The following is a 21,292-nucleotide window of genomic DNA, read 5'->3' on the forward strand; positions in this document are numbered from 1 at the left end:
AGGCTCTAGGCGACGCGCAGGATGATCTTGCCGAAGACGTCGCGGCCTTCCATGCGCTTCAGCGCGGCATCGATATCGTCGAAGCCGACCTCGGTGTCGATGACCGGCGCGACCTGTCCCGCCGCCATCTTCTGCATGGCGTTGGCCATGTTCTCCATGCGGCAACCGAAGGATCCGAGCAGTTTCAACTGCTGCTGGAAAAGCTGCATCAGGTTGATCTGCGTCGACACGCCCGAGGTCGAGCCGCAGGTCACCAGGCGGCCGCCGCGTTTCAGGCACAGCATCGAGCCGGCAAAGGTGTCGGCGCCGACATGTTCGAACACGACATCGACGCCTTTCTTCCTGGTCAGCTTGCGCACGACGCCCTCGAAGCGGTCGTCGCGGTAGTTGATGACATGGTCGGCGCCGAGCGCCTTGGCCCTGTCGATCTTGTCATTCGAACCGACCGTGGTGATGATCGTGCAGCCCATCCGCTTGGCCAACTGGATCGCCGCCGAGCCGATGCCGGATCCGCCGGCATGGACAAGGATCGTCTCGCCGGGCTGCAGCCTGGCGTTGTCGAACAGCATGTGCTCGACCGTACCAAAGGTGACGGGCGCTACCGCCGCGCCAATGTCGGTCACGCCGGGCGGGGCGGGGACCAGCAGGCGCGCCGGCAGGTTGATCTTCTCCTGCGCGAAGCCGTCGAGATGGAAGCCGTGAACGCCCGAAACATGCTCGCAAAGATTGTCGCGGCCTTCGCGGCAGGCCCGGCACAGGCCGCAGGTGCGTGCGCCGTAGATCGATACCAATTGCCCGGGCAGCAGGCTGGAAACGCCGGGGCCGACCGCCTCGACCTCGCCGGAAGCCTCGGCACCGACGACCAGGGGCAGCTTGCGCTTGGCGAAGGCCATGCCGCGCCAGCCCCAGACGTCGATGTGGTTCAGCGCCACTGCCCTGATGCGCAGCGTCACTTCGCCGAGCGCGGGTGGCGGTGGGGGCGGCAGGTCCACCGTTTCAAGGCGGCGGTCCTCGATAAGTTGCAGTGCGCGCATGGAGCCTGTCGGTTCTGTTAAGCGGAAAGGGCTCGCTTAGACCGGTTCCCGCGCCATGACAAGGCAAGTGTTCTGGCCGCCGAAGCCGAAGGAGTTCGACAGAACGGTGCGAACCTGCGCGTCGCGCTTCTTGTTTGGCACGACGTCGAGCGCGATCGCGGGGTCGGGATTGTCATAGTTGATGGTCGGCGGAATGACGCTTTCGCGCATCGTCATCAGCGAAAACGCCGCTTCGACAGCGCCGGCCGCGGACAGTGTGTGGCCGATCATCGACTTGTTCGACGAGACCGGCATCGAGCCAATCCGCTCTCCGAACACGGTCGACAGCGCCAGATGCTCCATCTTGTCGTTCTCGGGGGTCGACGTGCCGTGAGCGTTGACATAGTCGATCTCGTCTTCACTCAGGCCCGCATCGGCGAGGGCGGCGCGAACCGCGGCAATGGCCGGCGAAGCGTCCGGCTTCGAGCGGGTGCGGTGAAAGTCGTCGGCCTTCTCGCCGCAACCGCCCAGGACTCCGAGAATAGTCGCGCCGCGAGCCAATGCCGCTTCAAGCGATTCCAACACCAGCGCCCCGGATCCCTCGGCCAACACGAAGCCGTCGCGATCCCTGGAGAAGGGCTTCGATGCCTTTTCGGGAATGTCGTTGTGCGTGGAGAGCGCCGAGAGCAATGAGAAACGGATCAAAGCCTCGGCGGTGGCAGAACCGTCAGCGCCGATCGATAGCGCACGGTCGCATTCGCCGCGCCGGATCGCCTCGACACCGAGCTGGATCGCGGTCGCTCCCGAAGCGCAAGCCGTCGACAGGGTGATCGGCAGACCGCGTGTGCCAAGGCGGTCGGCAAGGCGGTCGGCGATCGAGCCGAACTGGGTGGTCTCGAAAATATCCAGCTCTTTCAAGCTACGCGCCACCCGAAGCAGTCTTTCGGCGGCGGTGTCGTCCTTGTCCTTGTCGGAATTGTAGAGCGAGAAGCGCTCGGCCCAGTCGAGTTCGACCGGCGGCGATGCGAGGAAGAGCGGTCCGCCGAAATCGCTGGAATTAAGACCGGCTTCAGTCACCGCTTCGAGGCCGGCAAGCTCGGCTAGCTCATAGGTGAGCGGGCTGGCACCTTTCGAACTCGACGGCAGGAAATCGACCATGCCGGAGATGCGGGTGTTCAGTTGATCGATGGGAAAGCGGGTGATCGGGTGAATACCCGACTTGCCTGATGTCAACGCCGCCCAATTGTCTGATTTGCCGACACCAAGCGAGGTGACCACGCCGATGCCGGTGACGGCGACAATTGGCCTGCCCATGTGATCGTTCAGATTGGCCATCTGGAGCCCTCGAGCGTTTATCGTTGCAGCATGGATCGCGCAGCGCCGCGTTACGCGGCGTTGACCAGCGCCATGCCCTCGAATTGGTGATAGCCGATCGCCGTTGCAAGGACGGTCGCGGGAACGCCTTCGAACGGCTTCTCGGCTGTGGCATCGAAAACAGGGTAGGCGGCCTTGCGGTCGACGGCGAGTGCCGCCAGCGCCACGGCGAACGGAAACTGCGCTTCCTTCATATGCCCGGTCAGCGTCGAGAAGCCGCGCGTGGCAATCGCAGGATTGGCATCGAGCGCCGTTTTCTCGGCGGTGGTTGCGGCATGCGCGCCCGAGGCACCCGACAGGGCAAGCAGCTTGCCGTCCGGCAGCGCAGCCTGGCTGAGTAGTGCTGCGATCTCGGCGCCGAGCTCACCGCGTGAGCGCCTGGCGCGGCCGGAAACCACCGGTCCGAGCTCCGCATAGATCTTGCGCCCGCGGCTCACGGCGTGTTCGCGCTGCTCCAGCACCAGGAAGGCACCGCCGGATCCAGTGACGATGCCGCCGCCCTCGGCACCCTGTCTTTGCCACACAGGTTTCCAGGGGCCGCGATGCAAATAGCCGGCAAGCTCGTAACCTAGCAGCATGTCGGAATGTTCGGTCTGGAAGGCGCCGCCGACCAGGATGTGCGTCGACTGGCCGGAGCGGATTCGCGCGGCGGCCGTTTCGACGGCGGCGACGCCGGCGCCTTCCTCGCCCATGAAGGTGCGCGACGAGCCGGTCACCTTGTGGACAATGGAGATGTTGCCGGCGAGCAGGTTGGAGAGCTGGGCCAGAAACAAGGTCGGCCGCAACTCGGTGGTCAGCTTCTCGTTGAGAAGCACGTCGCGGTCGTTGCGGCTTTCCGAAGCGGCGAGGATGGCGGCATCGACCGCCTCGTCGCGCTCGCCGCCGCCGGCAGCCACAACCATGTCCATGGTCGTGCAGAGCTCGTCATTGCCCTTGATGCCGGCATCGTCCAACGCCAGGCCTGCGGCATAGGTGCCGAGCCGCTGCCATGTTTCCATCTGCCGCTGATCGCCGCGCTTGGCGATCTGCAGGTTCCAGTCGATCTCCGGCAGCGGATGGACGGTATAGGGCGCGAACCGCGCGGCTTCGAGCACCGGCTGCAAGCCCGGCTGCGCGAGCTTCTGCCAGTGTGCGTCAGGGCCTTCTCCCAAGGAGGAGACAATGCCGATACCAGTGATGACGACGTCGTGGGGGCTGCTCATGAGCGGCTTTGTGGGTCAGGCGGCGCGGCCCGTCAAGGCCACGCGCCGGCCGATGTCAGGCAGTCTTGGCGGCAACCAGCGCGTCGATCTTGGCGCACAGGTTCTTCATGACGAAGTAGTCATCGGTCGAGGCCTTGCCGTCATTGACTTCCTGGGTCCACTTTTCCAGCGGCACCTTGATGCCGAATTCCTTGTCGATGGCGAAGACGATATCGAGGAAGTCGAGGCTGTCGATGCCGAGATCGTCGATCGTGTGGCTCTCGGGCGTGATGGTGTCGATATCGATCTCGCTGGTGTCGGCAATGATCTTGGCGACTTTGTCGAACGTGGTGGAGTTCGTGGTGGACAAGGGCTTTTCCTTCTTTGCGGGCGGAATCTGACCGCAGCTTGTTTGGGCGCTGTCTAATCGGTTTTTCCCGGCAGGAAAAGGCCTGATAAGCCGCGCGCAGATGGGGAGGGCGCGTTGAAAAGGCAAGAAGGGCCGCCGGTCAACCCGGCGGCCCTTCCCATTGACGTAAGGTCAATGCTTGGTTCGATGCATGTCGTCATCCCAAAACCGGAACCACTTAGGGACATGCATCAGCTCTCGCGAAGCTTGACCAGGTCGTTCAACAGCCCGCCCGTCCCGTTGTGGACGGTCAGCCGCTCGACCTTGCCGGCGATGGCTTCCAGGGCCTCGAGCTCCTTCAGCCGCAGCATCACCGGGTTCTCTGCCATCACCTTGGCCGTGTTGAGCAGGGAACGCGTGGCGTTCGTCTCCTCACGGCGGCGGATGACGTTGGCCTCGGCCTGCTTTTCGGCCGAAACCACCTGGTTGAGGATTTCGCGCATCTCGCCCGGCAGGATGACATCCTTGAGCGCGATATCGCTGACCTCGACCCCGATCTCGGCCATGTCGGCCCGGACCTTGGCCGCGGCTTCCTCATCGACCGTCACCTTCTTTTCAAGGATCTGGTCAAGCGTCAGTGCGCCCAGCGTCTTGCGGAAGGCGTACTGCAGGGCTCGGTAGAGGGCCTCGGAGAAGTCCTTCACCGCGCTCACCGCCTTGACCGGATCGACGACCCGGTATTCGGCCGCGATGTTGACGCGGATCGTGACGCGATCCCTGGTCAGCACTTCCTGCCCGGCGACGTCGAGCGACTGGCGCTTGAGGTCGACGACCTTGATCTGCACCATCCGTCCGACGTTCCAGAAGCCGTGCACGCCGGCGGCAAGCGTCCGAATGAGGACACCGTCGACGAACAGCAGCCCGGCCTGACCATCCAGAACCGGATGGACGGACATCAATTCCGCCTTCCGAGCCTGGCCGAGCCGGCGCATGACCGCCGAATCGATGGCAAGATCGGCCGAGGTGTCGACCATCGTCACCTTCCACGGTCCGGCATCGGTCCACAGCACCAGCTTGCGGTCCGGCGCCAGCACGCTGTGCAAATTGCCGTCGCGCTCGATGACGGCGACCTCCGTGCGCCCGGTGCGGACGACGGTGAAATGACGCGCGGCCACGTCCGGGAGCTTGTCGAACAACGCCTTCTCGTACGCCGAAACGAATTCCGGGTTCCTCAGATCGTGCCGCGAGACTTCAAGGCTGCCGCGCCGGTTGGCGAGCCAGTGCTCACCCGGCAGCAGGACAGCCTTGATCTCTCCCTTGTAGAGAGTGAGGGCACGCTCATTTTCCTTTACGAGGACGCGCTCGCGCCCAAGAACCTGATCGAGAATAGTCATTGTCTTACTCCTGTCGGGCATGGCCCCATGCGAGGCGTCACGTCATGCGTCGATCTTCCCTTCGTTTCTCGTTTCACTTCCAATTCCGGCACGAATGATCCGGGGACCGGTGGCATCAATCCGTGGCGGGCCCTCGGGAGCGGATCGCGAGGCAGCGAAGCGGGCGCCGGAGGCCTTGGCCTCCTTTGCCGGCGACGCTGCGCCTTGACCATCACCGCCAGCCTGGCCGCGAGCCGATGGCATCGGACCTTTCGATCCGGCCTTGGCCCGAAGGCTTCGGCCGTCCGTCAAGTCTTCAGCATTCCAGTCCCCGGACCGTTTTTCAGATAACACCGTGGCAGGGTGCTGGCTTATCAGGCCAATGGAGAAGGATTCGAACCTTCGACAATCAGAACCTAAATCTGATGCTCTACCAAACTGAGCTATCCGTGGTGCAGACAGCAGGATTCGAACCTGCGACCTCCGGACCCAAATCCGGTGCTCTACCTCTGAGCTACATCCGCGATCCCAATCCCCAAAGCGGCGCCGTATACAGGGCGGCAAAGCCGCCTGCACGGGCGGAGACGAAAGCTCCAACCGCTGTGCTCACCTCGGTTCTCGTGACCGGGAGCGCGCCTATAGCCCCTGCGACGGGTTGTCGCAAGCGACATTGTGGCGGCGGATTTGCGGCTTATTCCGGCAGTGACATTTCAGCAACTTCAGCCTGTCGGCAGTTGCCTGTACCAATGTACCGTGGTACAACATAGATTATGGATATAGAACGCGTGCAGACCGGGGTTCGTCTGGAAAAACGATTGGTGAAGGTGCTCAAGGCATTGGCCGAGCATCGCGACATGAGCCTTGGCGATCTCATTGAAGGCATCGTCCTGCACGCTTTCGAAGGGCAGACGCCGTTTTCGCCCGAGACGCTCGACACAATCAGCCAGCTGAAGCGCATCTACGGGCTGGAACTTGGCGCGGCGGACAGCCACGGTCTGGCTGAAGCGCCATCCTCTGATTGAATGGAAAGGGAAAGCGGATGACGAGCCATCTTGAACGCAGTCATAGCATCGTGCTCTCCGGTCCGGTCGACCGCGTCTTCCCGCTGTTCTCGCCGATCGGCGAGAGCTTGTGGGTAGCGGGCTGGGATCCGGAGTTTCTGCACCCGCAAAGCGGAGAAACGCGGCAAGGCATGGTCTTCCGGACTACTCACGGCGACGAGACAACGCTTTGGGCCTGTACGCATTGGGATCCACGAATCCATCAGGTTCGCTATGTGAGGGTTACGCCGGATTCGCGGTTCGGATTTGTTGACGTGGCTTGCCGCCAAGTAACCAGCGGAGACACCGAGGCATTGATTTCCTATACTTTGACGGCGTTAAGCGAGGCCGGCAGGTCGTATCTGTCCGAACTGACGGAGGATGCGTTCACAGGCATGATCGAGACGTGGAAAGTTCGCATCGATGCATCGCTGCTCTCGGATGTATCAGCCGGGTCGGGCCACGATTAGAAAGTGACGCGGCCGAGCACGCGAAGGCCGTCGCCCTGCGGTTCGACCACCACGGCTTCGCCTTCGCGCGGCGAGATGCCGGTCAGCGCCACGATGTCTTCCAGATGGGTGACCATGATCAGATTGTCGGACCCGGAATAAGCGCGGATTTCCTTCATGATGGCGGCGATCTGCGCTGCTTTCTGTGCATCGTCGCCCTTCAAGAGGTCGAGCGGTGCGAACAGTTCCGGCTCGGCCTCGAAGGCGGTGCGCGCCGTGTCGAGGCAGCGACAGTAGCGGCTGGACAGAATGCGCTCGATGGGAGCCGCGCGGGCGGCAAACAGGGCGCCGATCTTGCTTGCCTGCTGCTTGCCGCGCGCCGACAGATTGACCTGGGTGGCGCAATTGCCGATGTCGAAATTGGCCGGGTCGGTGGTGCCGGTGACCATGGCGTGGCGCAGCAGCACCACATGGCCGCCATCGCGCAGCAGCGCCCAGCCGGCGTCGGTCGCGTGCGCGGCGGCGGGGACGACAAGCAGGAACAACGCCAAGGCTAACCGGATCATCGCCACCCTTCCATGAGTCCGTATCGGGCTCCAACCATTCGCATATAGGGATTGGAAAGTGGGCACAAAGACAAGCCGGGCGCCGGTCGCGTCTCAAGCCTCACTTTTTGGCGAGCTGCTGCTTCACCAGATCGATCTTCTGGTCGGTCAGCGGGATCGGGATTGTGTAGCCGGCTTCGGTAAAGCCCTGTTTGGCGTTCTCGAAGAACGCGATCGCCTTGAGATATTCCGGCTTGCCGCCGCCATAGCTGGCGCGGTTCCAATGGATGTCGCCAAGATTGTTCTGTTCGAAGGCCCACTGCATGGGCTGACTTTCCCTGGTGAACACTTTCAGCGTCGCCGTGAAAGCCGCCTCGGCCTCGTCGAGATATTTGCCGGTCCGTTCGATGTTGCCGAGGTTGAGCAGGCTCATGCCGATGCCGTTCTGCGCGTTCGCCCAGTCGACCGGCGCGGTCTCGATGGTCAGCACTTCGAGCGCCGCACGCCGCGCGGCGATCGAATCCCGCAAGGTCTTGGGGTCGGCATTGCTCATGCTCAACCAGTGCAGCGTCGACCCGAGGCCGGCCTGGGTCAGCGCCCATTGCCGCGGATTGGTTTCACGCTTGTATTCGCGCAAGGCGTTGCGGTAGGCGTCGACCGCCTCGCCATAGTGTTCGGGCTTGTCCGTCACGCCGCCGAGAAGCTGCAGCGTGTTGCCGAGATTGTAGTAGCTCATCGCCCAGTCAAGCGGGAATTTCCGCCTGACATAGACCTGGCGGGCCGCCTGGAATGCCGCAACCGACTGCTCCAGCCTGGATGCGTCGCGGGTGCGCTGGCCAAGCGTCTGGTAGATCGAGCCGAGATTGTTCTGCGCCGACGCCCAGTCCATCGGGAAGCGCTGCCTGGTGAACACCGTGAGCGCATCGTCATAGGCTGCCGCCGCCTCTTCAAGCGTGCCGGTGCCCATGTCGAAACGGGCGACACCACTCAGCGCATTGCCGAGGTTGAGCCGGCTGGTGGCCCAGGAGACCGGGAATGTGTCGCGGGTTCGCACTTCGAGCGCGGCGCGAAAGGCGTCGGCGGCCTGGTTGATCCTGGGCTTGTCGTTGAGCTGGATGCCGAGCGTCACAAGCGTGTTGCCGAGATTGTTCTGGACCATCGCCCATTCGACTGGCGTTTTCTGGCGCGTATATTCCTCGAGCGCCAGCCGATAGGCCGCTTCCGCCTGGGCCAGATGCTCGCCGCCGGGTTCGCGTTCCGAGAGCGCATAGAGCGCGAGGCCAAGATTGTTCTGCGAGGACGCCCAGTCGAGCGGAACCTTGTCGCGCGGGCGCTTGTCCAGCGTGGCGCGCATCGCCGCCACCGCCTCGTTCAAGCGTTTCGGGTCGCTTTCGCGTTCGCCGATCTTCAGCAGCACATTGCCGAGATTGTTCTGGGCGGCGGCCCAGTTGAGATCGTCCTTCACATGTTCGAACACGGCAAGCGAATCGCGAAAGATCTGCGCGGCCTCTTCGAGATGCGCGGTCTCGGTCTCGCGCTCGCCGATGTTCTGCAGCACCACCGCCATGTTGTTGCGGGTGATGGCCCAGTCGCGATTCTGTTCGCCATTGGGAATGAAGTTCAAGATGGCGCGATAAGCTTCGATCGCGTGCCGCAGCGCATCCAGGTCGCCGGTGGCGTAGCCATAGGAATTAAGTGCTTCCGCCTCCTGGTTCTTGTAGTTCCAGCGCAGCTTGTCGTCCCATTTCTCGGCCAGCGAGAACGCCTTGGCATAGTCGTTGGCGGCCGACTTGTAGTCGAAGACCAGCGCCGAGGCGTCGGCCCGTTTGGCATAGATCGCGGCATCGGCGACGCGCTTCTGCTTGATCAATTCCTCAGCCTTGTCGACCGTGTCATTGGTCGCTTCGACCCGCCCCACGGCATCATCGAGGAATTTTCGCGCCGTGGCGATCGCGCCCTGGCCGATGGCCTTGTCGGCGGAAGCGACCAGGCGTTTGATCTCCGGATCGTCGGTGCGCAACGCTGCGCGCTCGGACATCATCTTCCTCAGACGCTCAGCCTGGGCGTCGAGCACTTTCCGCAGGTCGGCCGGATCTTCCGGGATTTTCTCCGTGCCGAGCGCCCTCAGCACGCCGTAAAGCGCGTCGAGCGGGACGCCTTCCTGCAGCGACGCCAGTTCCACCTGTGCCCGCTTGGGGTCGGGCAGCTCGGAGATGGTCAGCAACAACTGCCGACGCTCGCCGGTGATCAACCCGTCGTCGCCGGCCGGTTCGGGCGGCGCGACACCGAAATAGAGCAGCCGGCGCAGGCTTTCGTTGACCCAGGGGCGCTGCTTCGCCTTGGTGTCGAGATAGACCTCTTCCGTCACCATGCGCATGACCGAGCCGAACTCGGTGCCTTTCATCGCCGCGAGATGGCGCAGCAGGGCCGCCGCATAGGGGCTGTTTTCGCCAGCGGCGCCATCGAGCGCCGGACGGCCGGGTTCCGCGGCGAAGCCGATCACCGTGCCGAGACTCGCGTCGGCCGCCGGCGGATTGCCGAGGGCCTTGGCGCCGCGCACCGGCTCCAGTCCCCCGGCGCCGATAGGCTCGGCGGAGGCGGTCGGTGCGCGCCGCACCACGGCGTCTGATGGAAACGGATTTGTGCGGCAGGCGTCGAGCAGCATGATCGTCACCGGCACGGTCTTCTTCAGTTCGGCCATGACGGCGGAAATCGGCACCAGTGCCTGATCGGCATCCTTGAGCGACGAGACGTCTGCGTCGACCGGGACCAGATAGTTCTCGCCGCCGGCCTCGATGCCGTGACCCGAATAGTAGATGAGGGCGACGTCGGCGCCCTCGGCGTCCTCGACGAAGCGTTCGAGGTCGCGCTTCAGCTTGGCCGCATCGCGATCGGTGACATTGCGGGCCTCGAAGCCGAGATCGGTCAACATCTTGGCCATGTCGCGGGCATCATTGGCCGGGTTGGGCAGGGTAGCGATGTGTTCGTATTTGGACTGGCCGACGACCAGCGCCACGCCCTTGAGGTCTTTTGCCTCGGCAGCCTGAAGCATCGACGCGGCAACGGAGACAAGCATGGCGACAAACAACGTCACCCGCGCACGCCGGAAAAGACGCAGTTTCGAGGTGTCGACAAAGGTCATTTGTCGTTCCGCCCTGATGATCCAAACCCTCTATAACCCTGCCAGCCGACGATGATCAAATTCGGGCGCGATTGCGCCGCGGCGGTGGCTCGACTATCCCTGAAAAATGTCTCCACTCACCGAAACCGTCCTGTTCGTCTTCAGTCTTGTCGCGCTCGGCTATCTTGCTGGGTTCACAGGCTATTTGAGACCGGCGAGCGGCGAGGGGATATCCGACTTCGCGGTCTCGGTGGCCATGCCGCTGCTCCTGTTCCAGACCATGGTCAACGCTGATTTCCATGGCGTCGCGCCATGGCCACTATGGGGCGCCTATTTCACCGCCGCGGCGATCACCTGGGCGGCGGGCCATCTCGTCACCACGCGCATATTCGGACGCGACGCGCGCGCCGGGGTCGTCGGCGGCGTATCGTCCGCCTATTCCAATGTCGTGCTGCTCGGCGCTCCCTTCATCCTTGGCATATTCGGTCCGAGCGGCTTCGAAGTGCTGTCGCTGTTGGTCTCGGTGCATCTGCCGATCATGATGATGGCTTCGATCGTGCTGTTCGAGATGTTCGGCCGAGGCGGCGGCGAACATGTGCATCCGTTGCGTGTCCTGCGCAGCTTCCTGAGACGGCTGTTCATCAATCCGCTGATCATCGGCATTCTGCTGGGGCTGGCATGGCGCACCAGCGGCGTGCCGCTGCCCGGTCTTGTCATGCGGCTGGTCGATGCGCTGGCCAACACGGCCGGGCCGGTGGCGCTGTTTGCCATGGGGCTCAGCCTGCGCCGCTTCGGCATATCAGGCAATGTCCGGCCAGCGCTGGTACTTTCGGTGCTGAAGCTGTTCCTGATGCCGGCGCTGGTTCTTGCCTTCGTCTGGCTGCTCGGCCTGCCGCCGTTGACGGCCAAGGTGGCGGTCGTGGTGGCGGCGCTGCCGTCGGGCATCAATTCCTATCTCATCGCCGTCCAGTTCAACACCGGCCAGGCGCTAGCATCGAACCAGATGACCATCGCCACTGCTTGCGCGGTCATCACTACTGCTTTCTGGCTGACGGTTGTCCTGCATGTTTTCGGGTGAGGTTGGCGACAGCTGCGCCAACCCGCTCTCGTCTTGCGCTGGTCCAACCCCTATATGCCATCTTGCGATTGCTTGCGGGGCTTTCCCTAGGTTAAGAGCAATGGCTCCAGCGTGCGGCCCTGCCTGCGCTTTACCGAAGACATCCAGATAGCGGCCCGTGAGCGCCGAACGGAGGCTAGACCATGCTTCAGAAAACCAGCCATTTCATGCGCCAGGCCAATCTCATCAACGGCGAATGGGTCCAGGCCGACAGCGGCCAGACGGTCGATGTGAACAATCCAGCTACCGGCCTCAAGATCGGCACCGTGCCGAAGTCGGGCAAGGCCGAGACACGCCGTGCCATCGAGGCTGCCGACGCCGCCTTCAAGTCATGGCGCAAGACCACCGCGCTCGAGCGCTCCAAGCTGCTGCGCAAGCTGCATGACGCGATGATGGACAATCAGGACGTGCTGGCCGAACTGCTCACCATCGAGCAGGGCAAGTCGCTGTTCGAGTCCAAGGGCGAGATCGGTTCGGCTGCCGCCTACATCCTCTGGTTCGCCGAAGAAGGTCGCCGCACCTATGGCGACGTCGTGCCGTCGCCATGGGCGGACCGCCGCATCCTGGTGACCAAGGAACCGGTCGGTGTCATTGCCGCCATCACGCCGTGGAATTTCCCGTCCTCGATGCTGGCCCGCAAACTTGGTCCCGCACTTGCCGCCGGCTGCACCGCCGTCGTCAAGCCGGCCTCGCAGACGCCGTATTCCGGCCTTGCCTGGGGTGCGCTGGCCGAGGAAGTCGGCTTCCCCAAGGGCGTCGTCAACATCCTGACCGGTTCGGCGAGCGAGATCGGCGACGAGATCTGCGCCAATCCGCTGGTGTCGAAAATCACCTTCACCGGCTCGACGGAGGTCGGCAAGCTTCTCATCCAGAAGTCGTCGGTCACGGTCAAGAAGGTGTCGATGGAACTCGGCGGCAACGCGCCGTTCATCGTCTTCGACGACGCCGATATCGAGCGTGCCGTTGCCGGCGCGATCACCGCCAAATATCGCAATTCAGGCCAGACCTGCGTCTGCACCAACCGCTTCCTCGTCCAGGCTGGTGTGTACGACAAGTTCGTCGAAAAGCTCGCCGCGGCCAGCAACGGACTGAAGGTCGGTTCCGGCCTCGAAGAGGGCGTCCAGCAGGGGCCGCTGATCGACGAGAAGGCGGTCGAGAAGGTCGAGGAACTGATCGCCGATGCCACCTCAAAGGGCGGCAAGGTCGTCGCCGGCGGTCATCGCCATGCACTGGGCGGTTCGTTCTTCCAGCCGACGGTCATCGCCAATGCGACGCCGAAAATGCGCTTCATGAAGGAAGAGATCTTTGGCCCGGTCGCACCGGTGTTCAAGTTCGAAACCGAGGAAGAAGCCATCGCGCTCGCCAACGACACCGAATTCGGCCTTGCCTGCTATTTCTACACCGGCGATCTCGGCCGCGCCTTCCGGGTCATGGAAGGCCTGAAATACGGCATGGTCGGCGTCAATGAAGGGCTGATCACCACACCTGAAGCACCGTTTGGCGGCGTCAAGGAATCGGGCCTCGGCAAAGAAGGCGGACATCAGGGCATCGAGGATTACCTCGATACCAAATATGTGTGCATCGGCGGCCTCGGGCTCTGATAGGCTAGTGCGTGGGGCAGGCTGGTAAACCTGCCCCAGGCTGAACAACCAGCCGAAGTCGTTTGGATCCACTGGCATTTGCGGGCATGACGATGAAGGACGGCGAGGTTTTCGGCACGACACAGGCAGGCGAACCGATCCGCCGCTTTACGATCAGGGGCGGCGGCCTCACCGCCAACATCATCGGGCTTGGCGCCATCGTCCAGGACCTGCGCCTGACCGGGCACGACGCGCCGCTGGTCCTCGGCTACAACAATCTGGAGGCCTATGAGACCGACACTGGCTTCTTCGGGGCCGTGGTCGGGCGCTACGCCAACCGCATCGGCGAAGGCCGCTTCACAATTGGCGGCAACCGCTACCAGACCGAGCGCAACTTCCTCGACAAGCATACGCTGCATGGCGGCTCGCAAGGCTACTCCCACCGACCATGGACGGTTTCGCTGCACGGCAGGGATTTCGTCACTCTGACGCTGCATGATCCCGACGGTGCGATGGGCTTTCCCGGCGCGCTCGACGTTACTTGCACCTACCGGCTGAAAATTCCCGGCACGCTGAGCGTCGAACTGACGGCGACCTGCGAGGAGCCGACGCCGTGCAATCTCACCCAGCATTCCTATTTCAACCTCGATGATGGCGGCACGGGCGACATTCTCGACCACAGGATGATGCTGAACGCCGGTGCCTATCTGCCTGTCGACGGCGACATGATCCCGACCGGCGTGGTGAAGCCGGTCGACGGCACGCCTTTCGATTTTCGCCAGGCGCGGCCATTGCGCATGGAGACCGAGGGCGAACAACTGCCCTACGACCAGAATTTCTGCCTGGCCGCGGCGCGCGGGCCGCTCAAGCAGGCCGCGTGGGTGCAAGGGGCGAATTCCGGCGTCGAGATGGAAGTCTGGACAACGGAGCCCGGTGTCCAGCTCTACACCGGGCAATATGTGACGCCACGCACCGGCCTGGAAGGGCGGAATTACAAGGCCTTCAGCGGCTTCTGCCTGGAGCCGCAAATATGGCCTGACGCGCCGAACCGGCCCTATTTCCCGCAGGCGACGCTATGGTCTGGCGCGATCTATCACCACGTGACCGAATACCGGTTCCGGCAAGGTTAGCTTTTTCAGGGCTTGCCGAACGCCGCCCTCAGCGTCTCGAACGGTGCCAGCGCGCCGCGCACCTGCACGACGGCAGCGGCAACGCGATGGGCTCTGCGGGCGGCCTCCTGCGGGTTGTGGCCGGCAAGACGGGCGGCGAGATAGCCGCCATTGAAGGAATCGCCGGCGCCGGTGGTGTCGGTGGGGGCCGCGACATGGATCGCAGGCACGTCCTGCAATGATCCGTTTTCGGCAATCAGTGCCGGCTGCTCGCCATTCTTGACGACAACTTCGCCAACCCATTGCCTGAGCCGCTCGGCGGTCGCCCGCGGGGTGTCATCGCCGAACAGCATCTGCTCGTCAGGGAAGGTCGGCAGCGCGATGTCGGTGACGGCAAGCGCTTCGACGATCGCTGCCTGCGCTTCGTCGCGGCCGCGCCACAGTCGTGGCCGGTAGTTGGGATCGAAGGCGATCGTCGAGCCCGCCGCGCGCGCCTTGCCCACGGCCGCCAGCAGCGTCTTGCGCGAGGCATCGTCGAGAATTGCCAAAGTGATTCCGGAAAAGTACACAAGCGATTGATTCTGCATGCTTTTCGATAGTGCCGCCGGATCCGAAGCCAGCTGCCGCGCGGCGGCGTCGCCACGCCAGTAGGTGAAGGAGCGTTCGGCACCGGTCAGCGTGATCGCATAGAGGCCGGGGCGCGCGCCCGGTATGACCGGACTGGAGCCGATGCCGATGCCGTTTTCAGCGAAGAAAGCGATCTGGCCTTGGGAGAAGGGGTCGTCGCCGAAGGCCGAGACATAGGTTGCCGGCAGGTCAGCGCTCAGCGCATGCAACGCCCACAGCGTGTTGAACGTGTCGCCGGCAAAACCCATGCGCCAGTTCGGGCCCGTCTGGCCCGACAGTTCCAGCATGCATTCGCCAATCGAGGCGACGCCGTTTCCCATCATCTGCAATCCTCCAGTGATGTCGGTGCTGTAGCTTTTTGCCGGACGCAGCGCCATGCTTGGCAAGCAGGCTTTTTTCCGCCACAGCGTTTTCCCACAGGCTGGCGGGATGCGATCCGTCCGGCAGAACGTTATCCGCAGAAGAGGAACCGGTTTGGCATCGTTATGGCGTTATCTCCTGGCAGGTCTTGGTCTGGCTGCTTTGCTGGTCGGCGTTCTCGCGGTCGTCTATCTGACCGTGCCGCATTCGGCACAGCCTGTCGGTCCGGATGTCTCGAGGACGAAGAAAACCGACAACGGATTGTACGTAGCGAGTTTCGTGCCGGAACGCGGCGTGGTGCGGCAGGGCGAGCTGGAATCCTGGGTGCTGACGCTGAAGACAAAGACAGGGGCTTCGGTGGAGCGAGCCGCGATCGCCATCTCCGGCGGCATGCCGCAGCACAATCACGGTCTGCCGACCAGTCCGCAGGCGACCGACTATCTCGGCGAGGGACGCTACCGCATCGAGGGGCTCAAATTCACCATGAGCGGCTGGTGGCAACTGCGTTTCGCCATATCGTCCGGCGCGGGCTCCGACACTGTGCTGTTCAACGTGGTGCTGTGAGCGGTCGATGAGGCGCCTTTTCTGCTTTTTGGCGCTGACGGTGGCCGTGCTCCTTGGCGGTTGCGGCAAGCCGGATTTTTCCGATGCCGAGAAGAAGACGATTGCTTCGCTCGCGCTGAATACGCTGCCGGCGCTGAAGCCTGACACCACCAACCGCTTCGCCGATGTGCCGGCCGCCGCAGCGCTCGGCTCGACGCTGTTCTTCGATGTTGGGATGAGCCGCGACGGCACCGTGTCCTGCTCGACCTGCCACAAGATCGACCGCCAATTCCAGGACGACCTGCCACAGGCGGTGGGTGTCGGCCGGACCAACCGGCGCACCATGCCGCTGGCCGGTGTGGCGCGCGACCCCTGGTTCTTCTGGGATGGCCGCCGCGACAGCCTGTGGGCGCAGGCGCTGACACCCCTCGAAAATCCGTTGGAACAGGCGGGAAACCGCACCGCCTACGCGCATTACATGAAGGCGCGCTTCGGCGAACGCTATGAGCGCATCTTCGGGCCATTGCCCGATTTTTCCGGCATTCCGCTGAATGCCAGCCCGCTTGGAAGCGATACCGAAAAAGCTGCCTGGAACGCGATGAGCGATGCGCAGCGTGACGCCATCAACAGCGTCTATGCCAATATAGGCAAGGCGATTGCCGCTTTCGAACGCTCGATCGAGCCGACGCCGACGCGATTCGACCGCTTTGCGCTGGACCTTGCCACAGGCGCCGAGCCGAAAGGCGATGCGGCCTTTTCGCGGGAAGAAATCCTTGGGCTGAAACTGTTCATCGGCAAGGCCAATTGCGTGACCTGCCACAATGGCCCGCGTTTCACCGACAACGGTTTTCACAATACGGGTGTGCCGCCTGTTGCCGGCTTGCCGGCGGATCGCGGGCGCGTCGACGCGGTAGCGCAGGTCGAGGCCGACCCCTTCAACTGCTTCGGCGCTTATCGCGATGGCGAGGCCAGTGCCTGCGGCGAGCTGCGCTTCATGGTCAAGGATGCGCCGGAACTGGTGCGCGCCTACAAGACGCCGTCGCTGCGCGGTGCTACGACACGGCCGCCCTACATGCATGCCGGGCAGTTTTCATCGCTCGACGAGGTGGTGGCTCACTATGCCAAGGCCGCACCAAGCGTCGAAGGGGTATCCGAGGTCCACCCCCTGGAGCTATCGGACCGCGAGCGCGCCGCACTCGTGGCGTTTTTGAAGACGCTGTCGGAATAGCCCTTCTGGTTGACCGTGATCTTGTCCGAGAACCGGCTTCCACTTTTCGGATCATGGTCATCGGTCCGTCACCGTCTCCATCGCCACGAAGGTCGAGGTCTGGGCGACGTGGGGCAGGGCCGAGATGCGCTCGCCGAGCACGCGCCGGTAGGCGGCGATGTCGCGGGTGCGGACCTTCAGGAGATAATCGAAGCTCGACGCCATCATGTGGCACTGCTCGATCTCCGGCACGGCCTGTACGGACCGGTTGAAGGCATCGAGCGCCGCGGATCGAGTGTCCGACAGTTTCACCTGGACGAAGGCGACATGGCCTTCACCCATGCGCTCGCGGTCGATGATCGCCTGGTAGCCCCTGATGTAGCCATCCCTCTCCAGCCGCTTCACCCGCGCCTGCACCGGTGTCTTCGACAGGCCGACCTTGGCCGCCAATTCCGACATGGATAGCCGGCCATTGCCGGCCAGCGCCGACAGGATGTTCCTGTCGATGCGGTCCAATTGGTCTTCTGTCATGGAAAATGCGGTCAATCTGTTGAGTTTGTGCCGTAGTGATAGATCAAATGACCTGCGGTGTCGATTTCTTTGGACCGACTGAAATCCGCACCCTGTGCTAGCTTGCGCCATTCGGTCCGGTGACCGCCGGCCCGTTCCCTTATGGTTGCTCATAGGACCGCCATGCCGCTCGACGCCATCCGCCAGCAGATCCGCGCCAACTATTTGCCCGACGAAGACGAGGCGGTAACGCGGTTGGCCGAGGCGACCGGACTTTCGGCCGGAGACCGCAAGGCGATCTCGGCCCGCGCGGCCGACCTGGTGCGGGCGGTGCGGGGCTCTACAGATCCCCGGCTGATGGAAGTCTTCCTCTCCGCCTACGGTCTCTCCACCAAGGAAGGCGTGGCGCTGATGTGCCTGGCCGAGGCGCTGCTGCGCGTGCCCGACACCGAGACGATGGACGACCTCATCGCCGACAAGATCGCGCCGCACGACTGGTCGGCGCATTCGGGCGGTTCGAGTTCCATCTTCGTCAACGCCTCGACCTGGGCGCTGATGCTGACCGGCCGCGTGCTCGACGAAGGCGAGGGCGGCATCGAAGGCACGCTGCGTTCGATGGTGCGCAGGCTGGGCGAGCCGGTCATCCGCAAGGCGGTGGCCGCCGCCATGCGCGAGATGGGCGAACAGTTCGTGCTGGGTCGCACCATCGCCGAGGCCGTCAAGCGCGGCCGGCCGATGACGCAGAAGGGTTATCTCTATTCCTTCGACATGCTGGGCGAGGCGGCCCGCACCGAGGCCGATGCGCTGCGCTATCACAAGGCCTATGCCGACGCCATTTCCTCGCTCGATGCCGGCTCCAACGGCCCTGATATCCGCTTCAACCATGGAATCTCGGTCAAGCTCTCAGCGTTGCATCCGCGCTACGAGCTGGCGCAGAAGGAGGAAATGCTGCCTGTGATGGCCGAGCGGCTGCTGTCGCTGGCACTCGCGGCCAGGCATTCGCGCATGGGCCTCAACATCGATGCCGAGGAGGCCGATCGTCTCGACCTGTCGCTTGACGTCATCGAACGGGTGCTGGCCGAGCCGGAACTCGCCGGCTGGAACGGGTTCGGCGTCGTCGTGCAGGCCTACGGTCCGCGCGCGGCTTTCACCATCGACTGGCTCTATGCACTGGCGAAAAAGTACAATCGCAACATCATGGTGCGGCTGGTCAAGGGCGCCTATTGGGACACCGAGATCAAGCGGGCGCAGACGCTCGGCCTTTCAGGCTATCCCGTGTTCACGCGCAAGGCCAACACCGACGTTTCCTACATTGCGTGCGCGAGAAAACTGCTTGGCATGACCGACCGGATCTATCCGCAATTCGCCACCCACAATGCCCACACCGTCGCCGCCATCCTGTCGATGGCTGACAACCGCGATACCTTCGAATTCCAGCGCCTGCATGGCATGGGCGAGGCCTTGCACGAAACCGTGCGCCGGTCAGAGGGCACGCGTTGCCGCATTTACGCTCCCGTCGGTGCACATTCGGACCTGCTTGCCTATCTGGTCCGTCGCCTGCTGGAGAACGGCGCCAATTCCTCCTTCGTGCACCAATTGACCGACGAGGACGTCGAGCCGGAGGACATCGCGCGTGATCCGCTGGAAACGGTCGAAAGCCAGGGGCCGGCCGCCAATCCGGCGATCGCCAAGCCATCCCAGATCTTTGGGATCGGGCGCCGCAACTCGAAAGGATTCGACATTACGGACACGGTGACGCTGGCTGATATCGACAAGGCCAAAGCGGCCTTTGCCGGGTCGGATCGCTGGCACGCCAAGCCGATCACGCGCGCCGCCGGCTACGGCAAGCAGCGCCCGATCGTCAATCCGGCAAAGCCTTCCGAGGTCGTCGGCACGGTTCACGAGGCCGCCGCCAAGCAGGTCGCGACCGCGGTGCGCAACGCTGTCGAGGCGCAGCCGGCCTGGGCAAAACGGCCGGTTGCCGAGCGTGCCGCGATCCTCAACCTCGCGGCCGACCTTTACGAGGCCAATGCGGTCGAGTTCTTCGCTCTCGCCACGCGCGAGGCCGGCAAATCGCTGGCCGACGGCGTCGCCGAGGTGCGCGAGGCCGTCGACTTCCTGCGCTACTACGCCGCCGAGGCGGCAAACGCCGAGGCGGGCACGCAAGCGCGCGGCGCCATTGTCTGCATCTCGCCATGGAATTTCCCGCTCGCCATCTTCACGGGCCAGATCGCGGCGGCACTCGTCACCGGCAACTCGGTGATCGCCAAGCCGGCCGAGCAGACGCCGCTGATCGCATTCCGCGCGGTCGAGATGCTGCGCGAGGCTGGCGTGCCGGAAGACGTCATCCAGCTCCTGCCCGGCGACGGCCCATCGGTGGGCGGCCCGTTGACAGCGGACCCGCGCATTGCCGGCGTCTGCTTCACCGGCTCGACCGAAGTCGCCAAGCTGATCGAGAAACAACTGGCCGAGACCGCCGTGCCGGACGCCATGCTGATCGCCGAGACCGGTGGTCTCAACGCCATGATCGTCGATTCCACAGCGCTGCCCGAACAGGCGGTGCGCGATATCCTGGCGTCGGCCTTCCAGAGTGCGGGCCAGCGCTGCTCGGCGCTGCGCGTGCTCTATGTGCAGAAGGACGTCGAGAAGAAGATGCTGGAGATGCTGAAGGGCGCCATGGAGGCGCTCAATATCGGCGATCCCTGGCTGATCTCGACCGATGTCGGCCCGGTCATCGATGATGAGGCGCAGGCCTCGATCCGCGACTATTGCACGAAGAAGGGTCTTGAGGGCCGGCTGATCGCCAAGCTCGAGGCCCCCAAGGATGGGCGCTTCGTCGCGCCGCATGTCTTGCGGGTCAAGGGCATCGAGGACATGGAGCGCGAGGTGTTCGGGCCTGTGCTGCATGTCGCCAGTTTCGATGCCGACCAGATCGACAGCGTCATCACCGCCATCAACCGCAAGGGCTATGGCCTGACCTTCGGCCTGCACACCCGCATCGAGGGCCGCGTCCAGCATTTCGTCGACGGCATTCATGCCGGCAACATCTACGTCAACCGCAACCAGATCGGCGCCGTGGTCGGTTCGCAACCGTTCGGCGGCGAGGGCCTCTCCGGCACCGGGCCGAAGGCCGGCGGCCCGCATTATCTCAGGCGCTTCCGCAAGGGGCCGGAAGCTGGCACGCACCTGGCCGACGGGCACAAGGTCACCGCCACCGAACTGGCCGACAATCTGCCCGATCCGTCGCTGGGCGGCTGGTCGACGCGGCCGGACCGGATCGCCATCCTGAGGAAACATCTGCGCGGCAAGGGCGCGGCGGCGATCGGTGCCGCCGCTGCAATCGATTTCGGTCAGGTCGATTTGCCCGGCCCGACCGGCGAGGCCAACACGCTGTCACTGTCGCCGCGCGGCCGGGTGCTGTGCCTGGGGCCGGACGCCGACACGCTGCTGGCGCAGACCATCCAGGCGCTCGCCGCCGGCAATGCAGTGCTGGCCGTGGCGCCAGGTGCCCCGGCGGCACTGTCGGCGCTGACCGGCAAAGGCCTGCCGCTGGCGGCCATCGATGGCCGCCCCGATCCGGTCGAGGCGCGCTCGCTGCGCGTCGATGTCGTTGCTTTTTCAGGCACGCCCGAGGCGGCGCGCATCGTGCGCAAGGTCATCGCCGAGCGCAGCGGGCCGATCGTGCCGCTGGTCAGCGAGGTGCTCAATCCCGCGGCCTATGCGCATGAGCGGGCCGTCTGCGTCGACACCACGGCGGCCGGCGGCAATGCCAGCCTGTTGGCCGCCGCATAGAT

The 21,292-nt window shown here is 64.0% G+C and carries 17 protein-coding genes and 2 tRNA genes; 8 read left to right on the plus strand and 11 right to left on the minus strand.

What is annotated here, in order from left to right:
* Positions 1 to 5: 5 nt before the first annotated feature.
* From EN861_RS27375 to EN861_RS27405, 7 genes are all read right to left on the minus strand, one after another.
* Complete coding sequence (locus EN861_RS27375; RefSeq protein WP_127279730.1) at positions 6 to 1,034, minus strand: zinc-binding dehydrogenase; 1,029 nt, start codon at positions 1,032 to 1,034, stop codon at positions 6 to 8.
* 36 nt (positions 1,035 to 1,070) lie between these two features.
* Entirely contained in the window at positions 1,071 to 2,348 is a 1,278-nt protein-coding gene (locus EN861_RS27380) for a beta-ketoacyl-ACP synthase (RefSeq protein ID WP_127279729.1), read from the minus strand.
* Between the two features lie 50 nt (positions 2,349 to 2,398).
* Positions 2,399 to 3,589 (minus strand): beta-ketoacyl-ACP synthase, encoded by a 1,191-nt coding sequence (locus EN861_RS27385; protein ID WP_127872705.1) that lies wholly within the window; start codon positions 3,587 to 3,589, stop codon positions 2,399 to 2,401.
* Between the two features lie 55 nt (positions 3,590 to 3,644).
* On the minus strand, positions 3,645 to 3,938 hold the full coding sequence (locus tag EN861_RS27390) for an acyl carrier protein (RefSeq protein WP_027029416.1): 294 nt from the start codon (positions 3,936 to 3,938) through the stop codon (positions 3,645 to 3,647).
* A 230-nt stretch (positions 3,939 to 4,168) separates the two neighbouring features.
* Positions 4,169 to 5,311, minus strand: a complete 1,143-nt coding sequence (locus tag EN861_RS27395; protein ID WP_189343748.1) for a slipin family protein — start codon at positions 5,309 to 5,311, stop codon at positions 4,169 to 4,171.
* 358 nt (positions 5,312 to 5,669) lie between these two features.
* A tRNA-Leu gene (locus tag EN861_RS27400) sits at positions 5,670 to 5,738 on the minus strand.
* A 2-nt stretch (positions 5,739 to 5,740) separates the two neighbouring features.
* Positions 5,741 to 5,814 (minus strand) — tRNA-OTHER (locus EN861_RS27405).
* A gap of 261 nt (positions 5,815 to 6,075) precedes the next feature.
* Here EN861_RS27405 and EN861_RS27410 point away from each other — a divergent pair.
* A complete protein-coding gene (locus tag EN861_RS27410) occupies positions 6,076 to 6,312 on the plus strand; it encodes a hypothetical protein (RefSeq protein ID WP_245464499.1) in 237 nt (78 codons plus the stop codon).
* A 17-nt stretch (positions 6,313 to 6,329) separates the two neighbouring features.
* Entirely contained in the window at positions 6,330 to 6,800 is a 471-nt protein-coding gene (locus EN861_RS27415; RefSeq protein ID WP_135866750.1) for an SRPBCC family protein, read from the plus strand.
* Here EN861_RS27415 and EN861_RS27420 read toward each other — a convergent pair.
* Together EN861_RS27420 and EN861_RS27425 are read right to left on the minus strand one after the other, a co-directional pair.
* Positions 6,797 to 7,345 carry a histidine phosphatase family protein gene (locus EN861_RS27420; protein WP_127872704.1) on the minus strand — a complete coding sequence of 183 codons (549 nt, stop codon included), beginning with the start codon at positions 7,343 to 7,345 and terminating at the stop codon, positions 6,797 to 6,799. The genes EN861_RS27415 and EN861_RS27420 overlap by 4 nt on opposite strands.
* 100 nt (positions 7,346 to 7,445) lie before the next feature.
* Complete coding sequence (locus EN861_RS27425) at positions 7,446 to 10,466, minus strand: caspase family protein (protein WP_135866752.1); 3,021 nt, start codon at positions 10,464 to 10,466, stop codon at positions 7,446 to 7,448.
* Between the two features lie 106 nt (positions 10,467 to 10,572).
* On the opposite strand from EN861_RS27425, the gene EN861_RS27430 reads away from it, so the two are divergent.
* The 3 genes from EN861_RS27430 (at position 10,573) to EN861_RS27440 (ending at position 14,272) form a co-directional block, all read left to right on the plus strand.
* Positions 10,573 to 11,523 (plus strand): AEC family transporter, encoded by a 951-nt coding sequence (locus tag EN861_RS27430; protein ID WP_135866754.1) that lies wholly within the window; start codon positions 10,573 to 10,575, stop codon positions 11,521 to 11,523.
* A 182-nt stretch (positions 11,524 to 11,705) separates the two neighbouring features.
* Positions 11,706 to 13,163 carry an NAD-dependent succinate-semialdehyde dehydrogenase gene (locus EN861_RS27435; protein ID WP_127280496.1) on the plus strand — a complete coding sequence of 486 codons (1,458 nt, stop codon included), beginning with the start codon at positions 11,706 to 11,708 and terminating at the stop codon, positions 13,161 to 13,163.
* 86 nt (positions 13,164 to 13,249) lie between these two features.
* Positions 13,250 to 14,272, plus strand: coding sequence for an aldose epimerase family protein (locus EN861_RS27440; protein ID WP_135866756.1), 1,023 nt, complete (start codon positions 13,250 to 13,252; stop codon positions 14,270 to 14,272).
* 5 nt (positions 14,273 to 14,277) lie between these two features.
* On the opposite strand, the gene EN861_RS27445 is transcribed toward EN861_RS27440, so the two are convergent.
* Positions 14,278 to 15,201, minus strand: coding sequence for a sugar kinase (locus EN861_RS27445; RefSeq protein ID WP_135866895.1), 924 nt, complete (start codon positions 15,199 to 15,201; stop codon positions 14,278 to 14,280).
* Between the two features lie 151 nt (positions 15,202 to 15,352).
* Here EN861_RS27445 and EN861_RS27450 point away from each other — a divergent pair, with 151 nt between their 5' ends.
* Positions 15,353 to 15,802, plus strand: a complete 450-nt coding sequence (locus tag EN861_RS27450; RefSeq protein WP_135866758.1) for a FixH family protein — start codon at positions 15,353 to 15,355, stop codon at positions 15,800 to 15,802.
* A 7-nt stretch (positions 15,803 to 15,809) separates the two neighbouring features.
* Positions 15,810 to 17,009 (plus strand): cytochrome c peroxidase, encoded by a 1,200-nt coding sequence (locus EN861_RS27455; RefSeq protein ID WP_135866760.1) that lies wholly within the window; start codon positions 15,810 to 15,812, stop codon positions 17,007 to 17,009.
* Positions 17,010 to 17,066: 57 nt separating this feature from the next.
* Here the strand turns inward: EN861_RS27455 and EN861_RS27460 are convergent, their stop codons facing one another.
* Positions 17,067 to 17,519 (minus strand): Lrp/AsnC ligand binding domain-containing protein, encoded by a 453-nt coding sequence (locus EN861_RS27460; protein ID WP_135866762.1) that lies wholly within the window; start codon positions 17,517 to 17,519, stop codon positions 17,067 to 17,069.
* A gap of 162 nt (positions 17,520 to 17,681) precedes the next feature.
* On the opposite strand from EN861_RS27460, the gene putA reads away from it, so the two are divergent.
* Entirely contained in the window at positions 17,682 to 21,290 is a 3,609-nt protein-coding gene (gene putA, locus EN861_RS27465) for a bifunctional proline dehydrogenase/L-glutamate gamma-semialdehyde dehydrogenase PutA (RefSeq protein ID WP_135866765.1), read from the plus strand.
* The last annotated feature ends 2 nt before the right edge of the window (positions 21,291 to 21,292 follow it).

Origin of the sequence: Mesorhizobium sp. M8A.F.Ca.ET.218.01.1.1, assembly GCF_004791165.1 — a bacterium.
Taxonomy (GTDB): Bacteria; Pseudomonadota; Alphaproteobacteria; order Rhizobiales; family Rhizobiaceae; genus Mesorhizobium.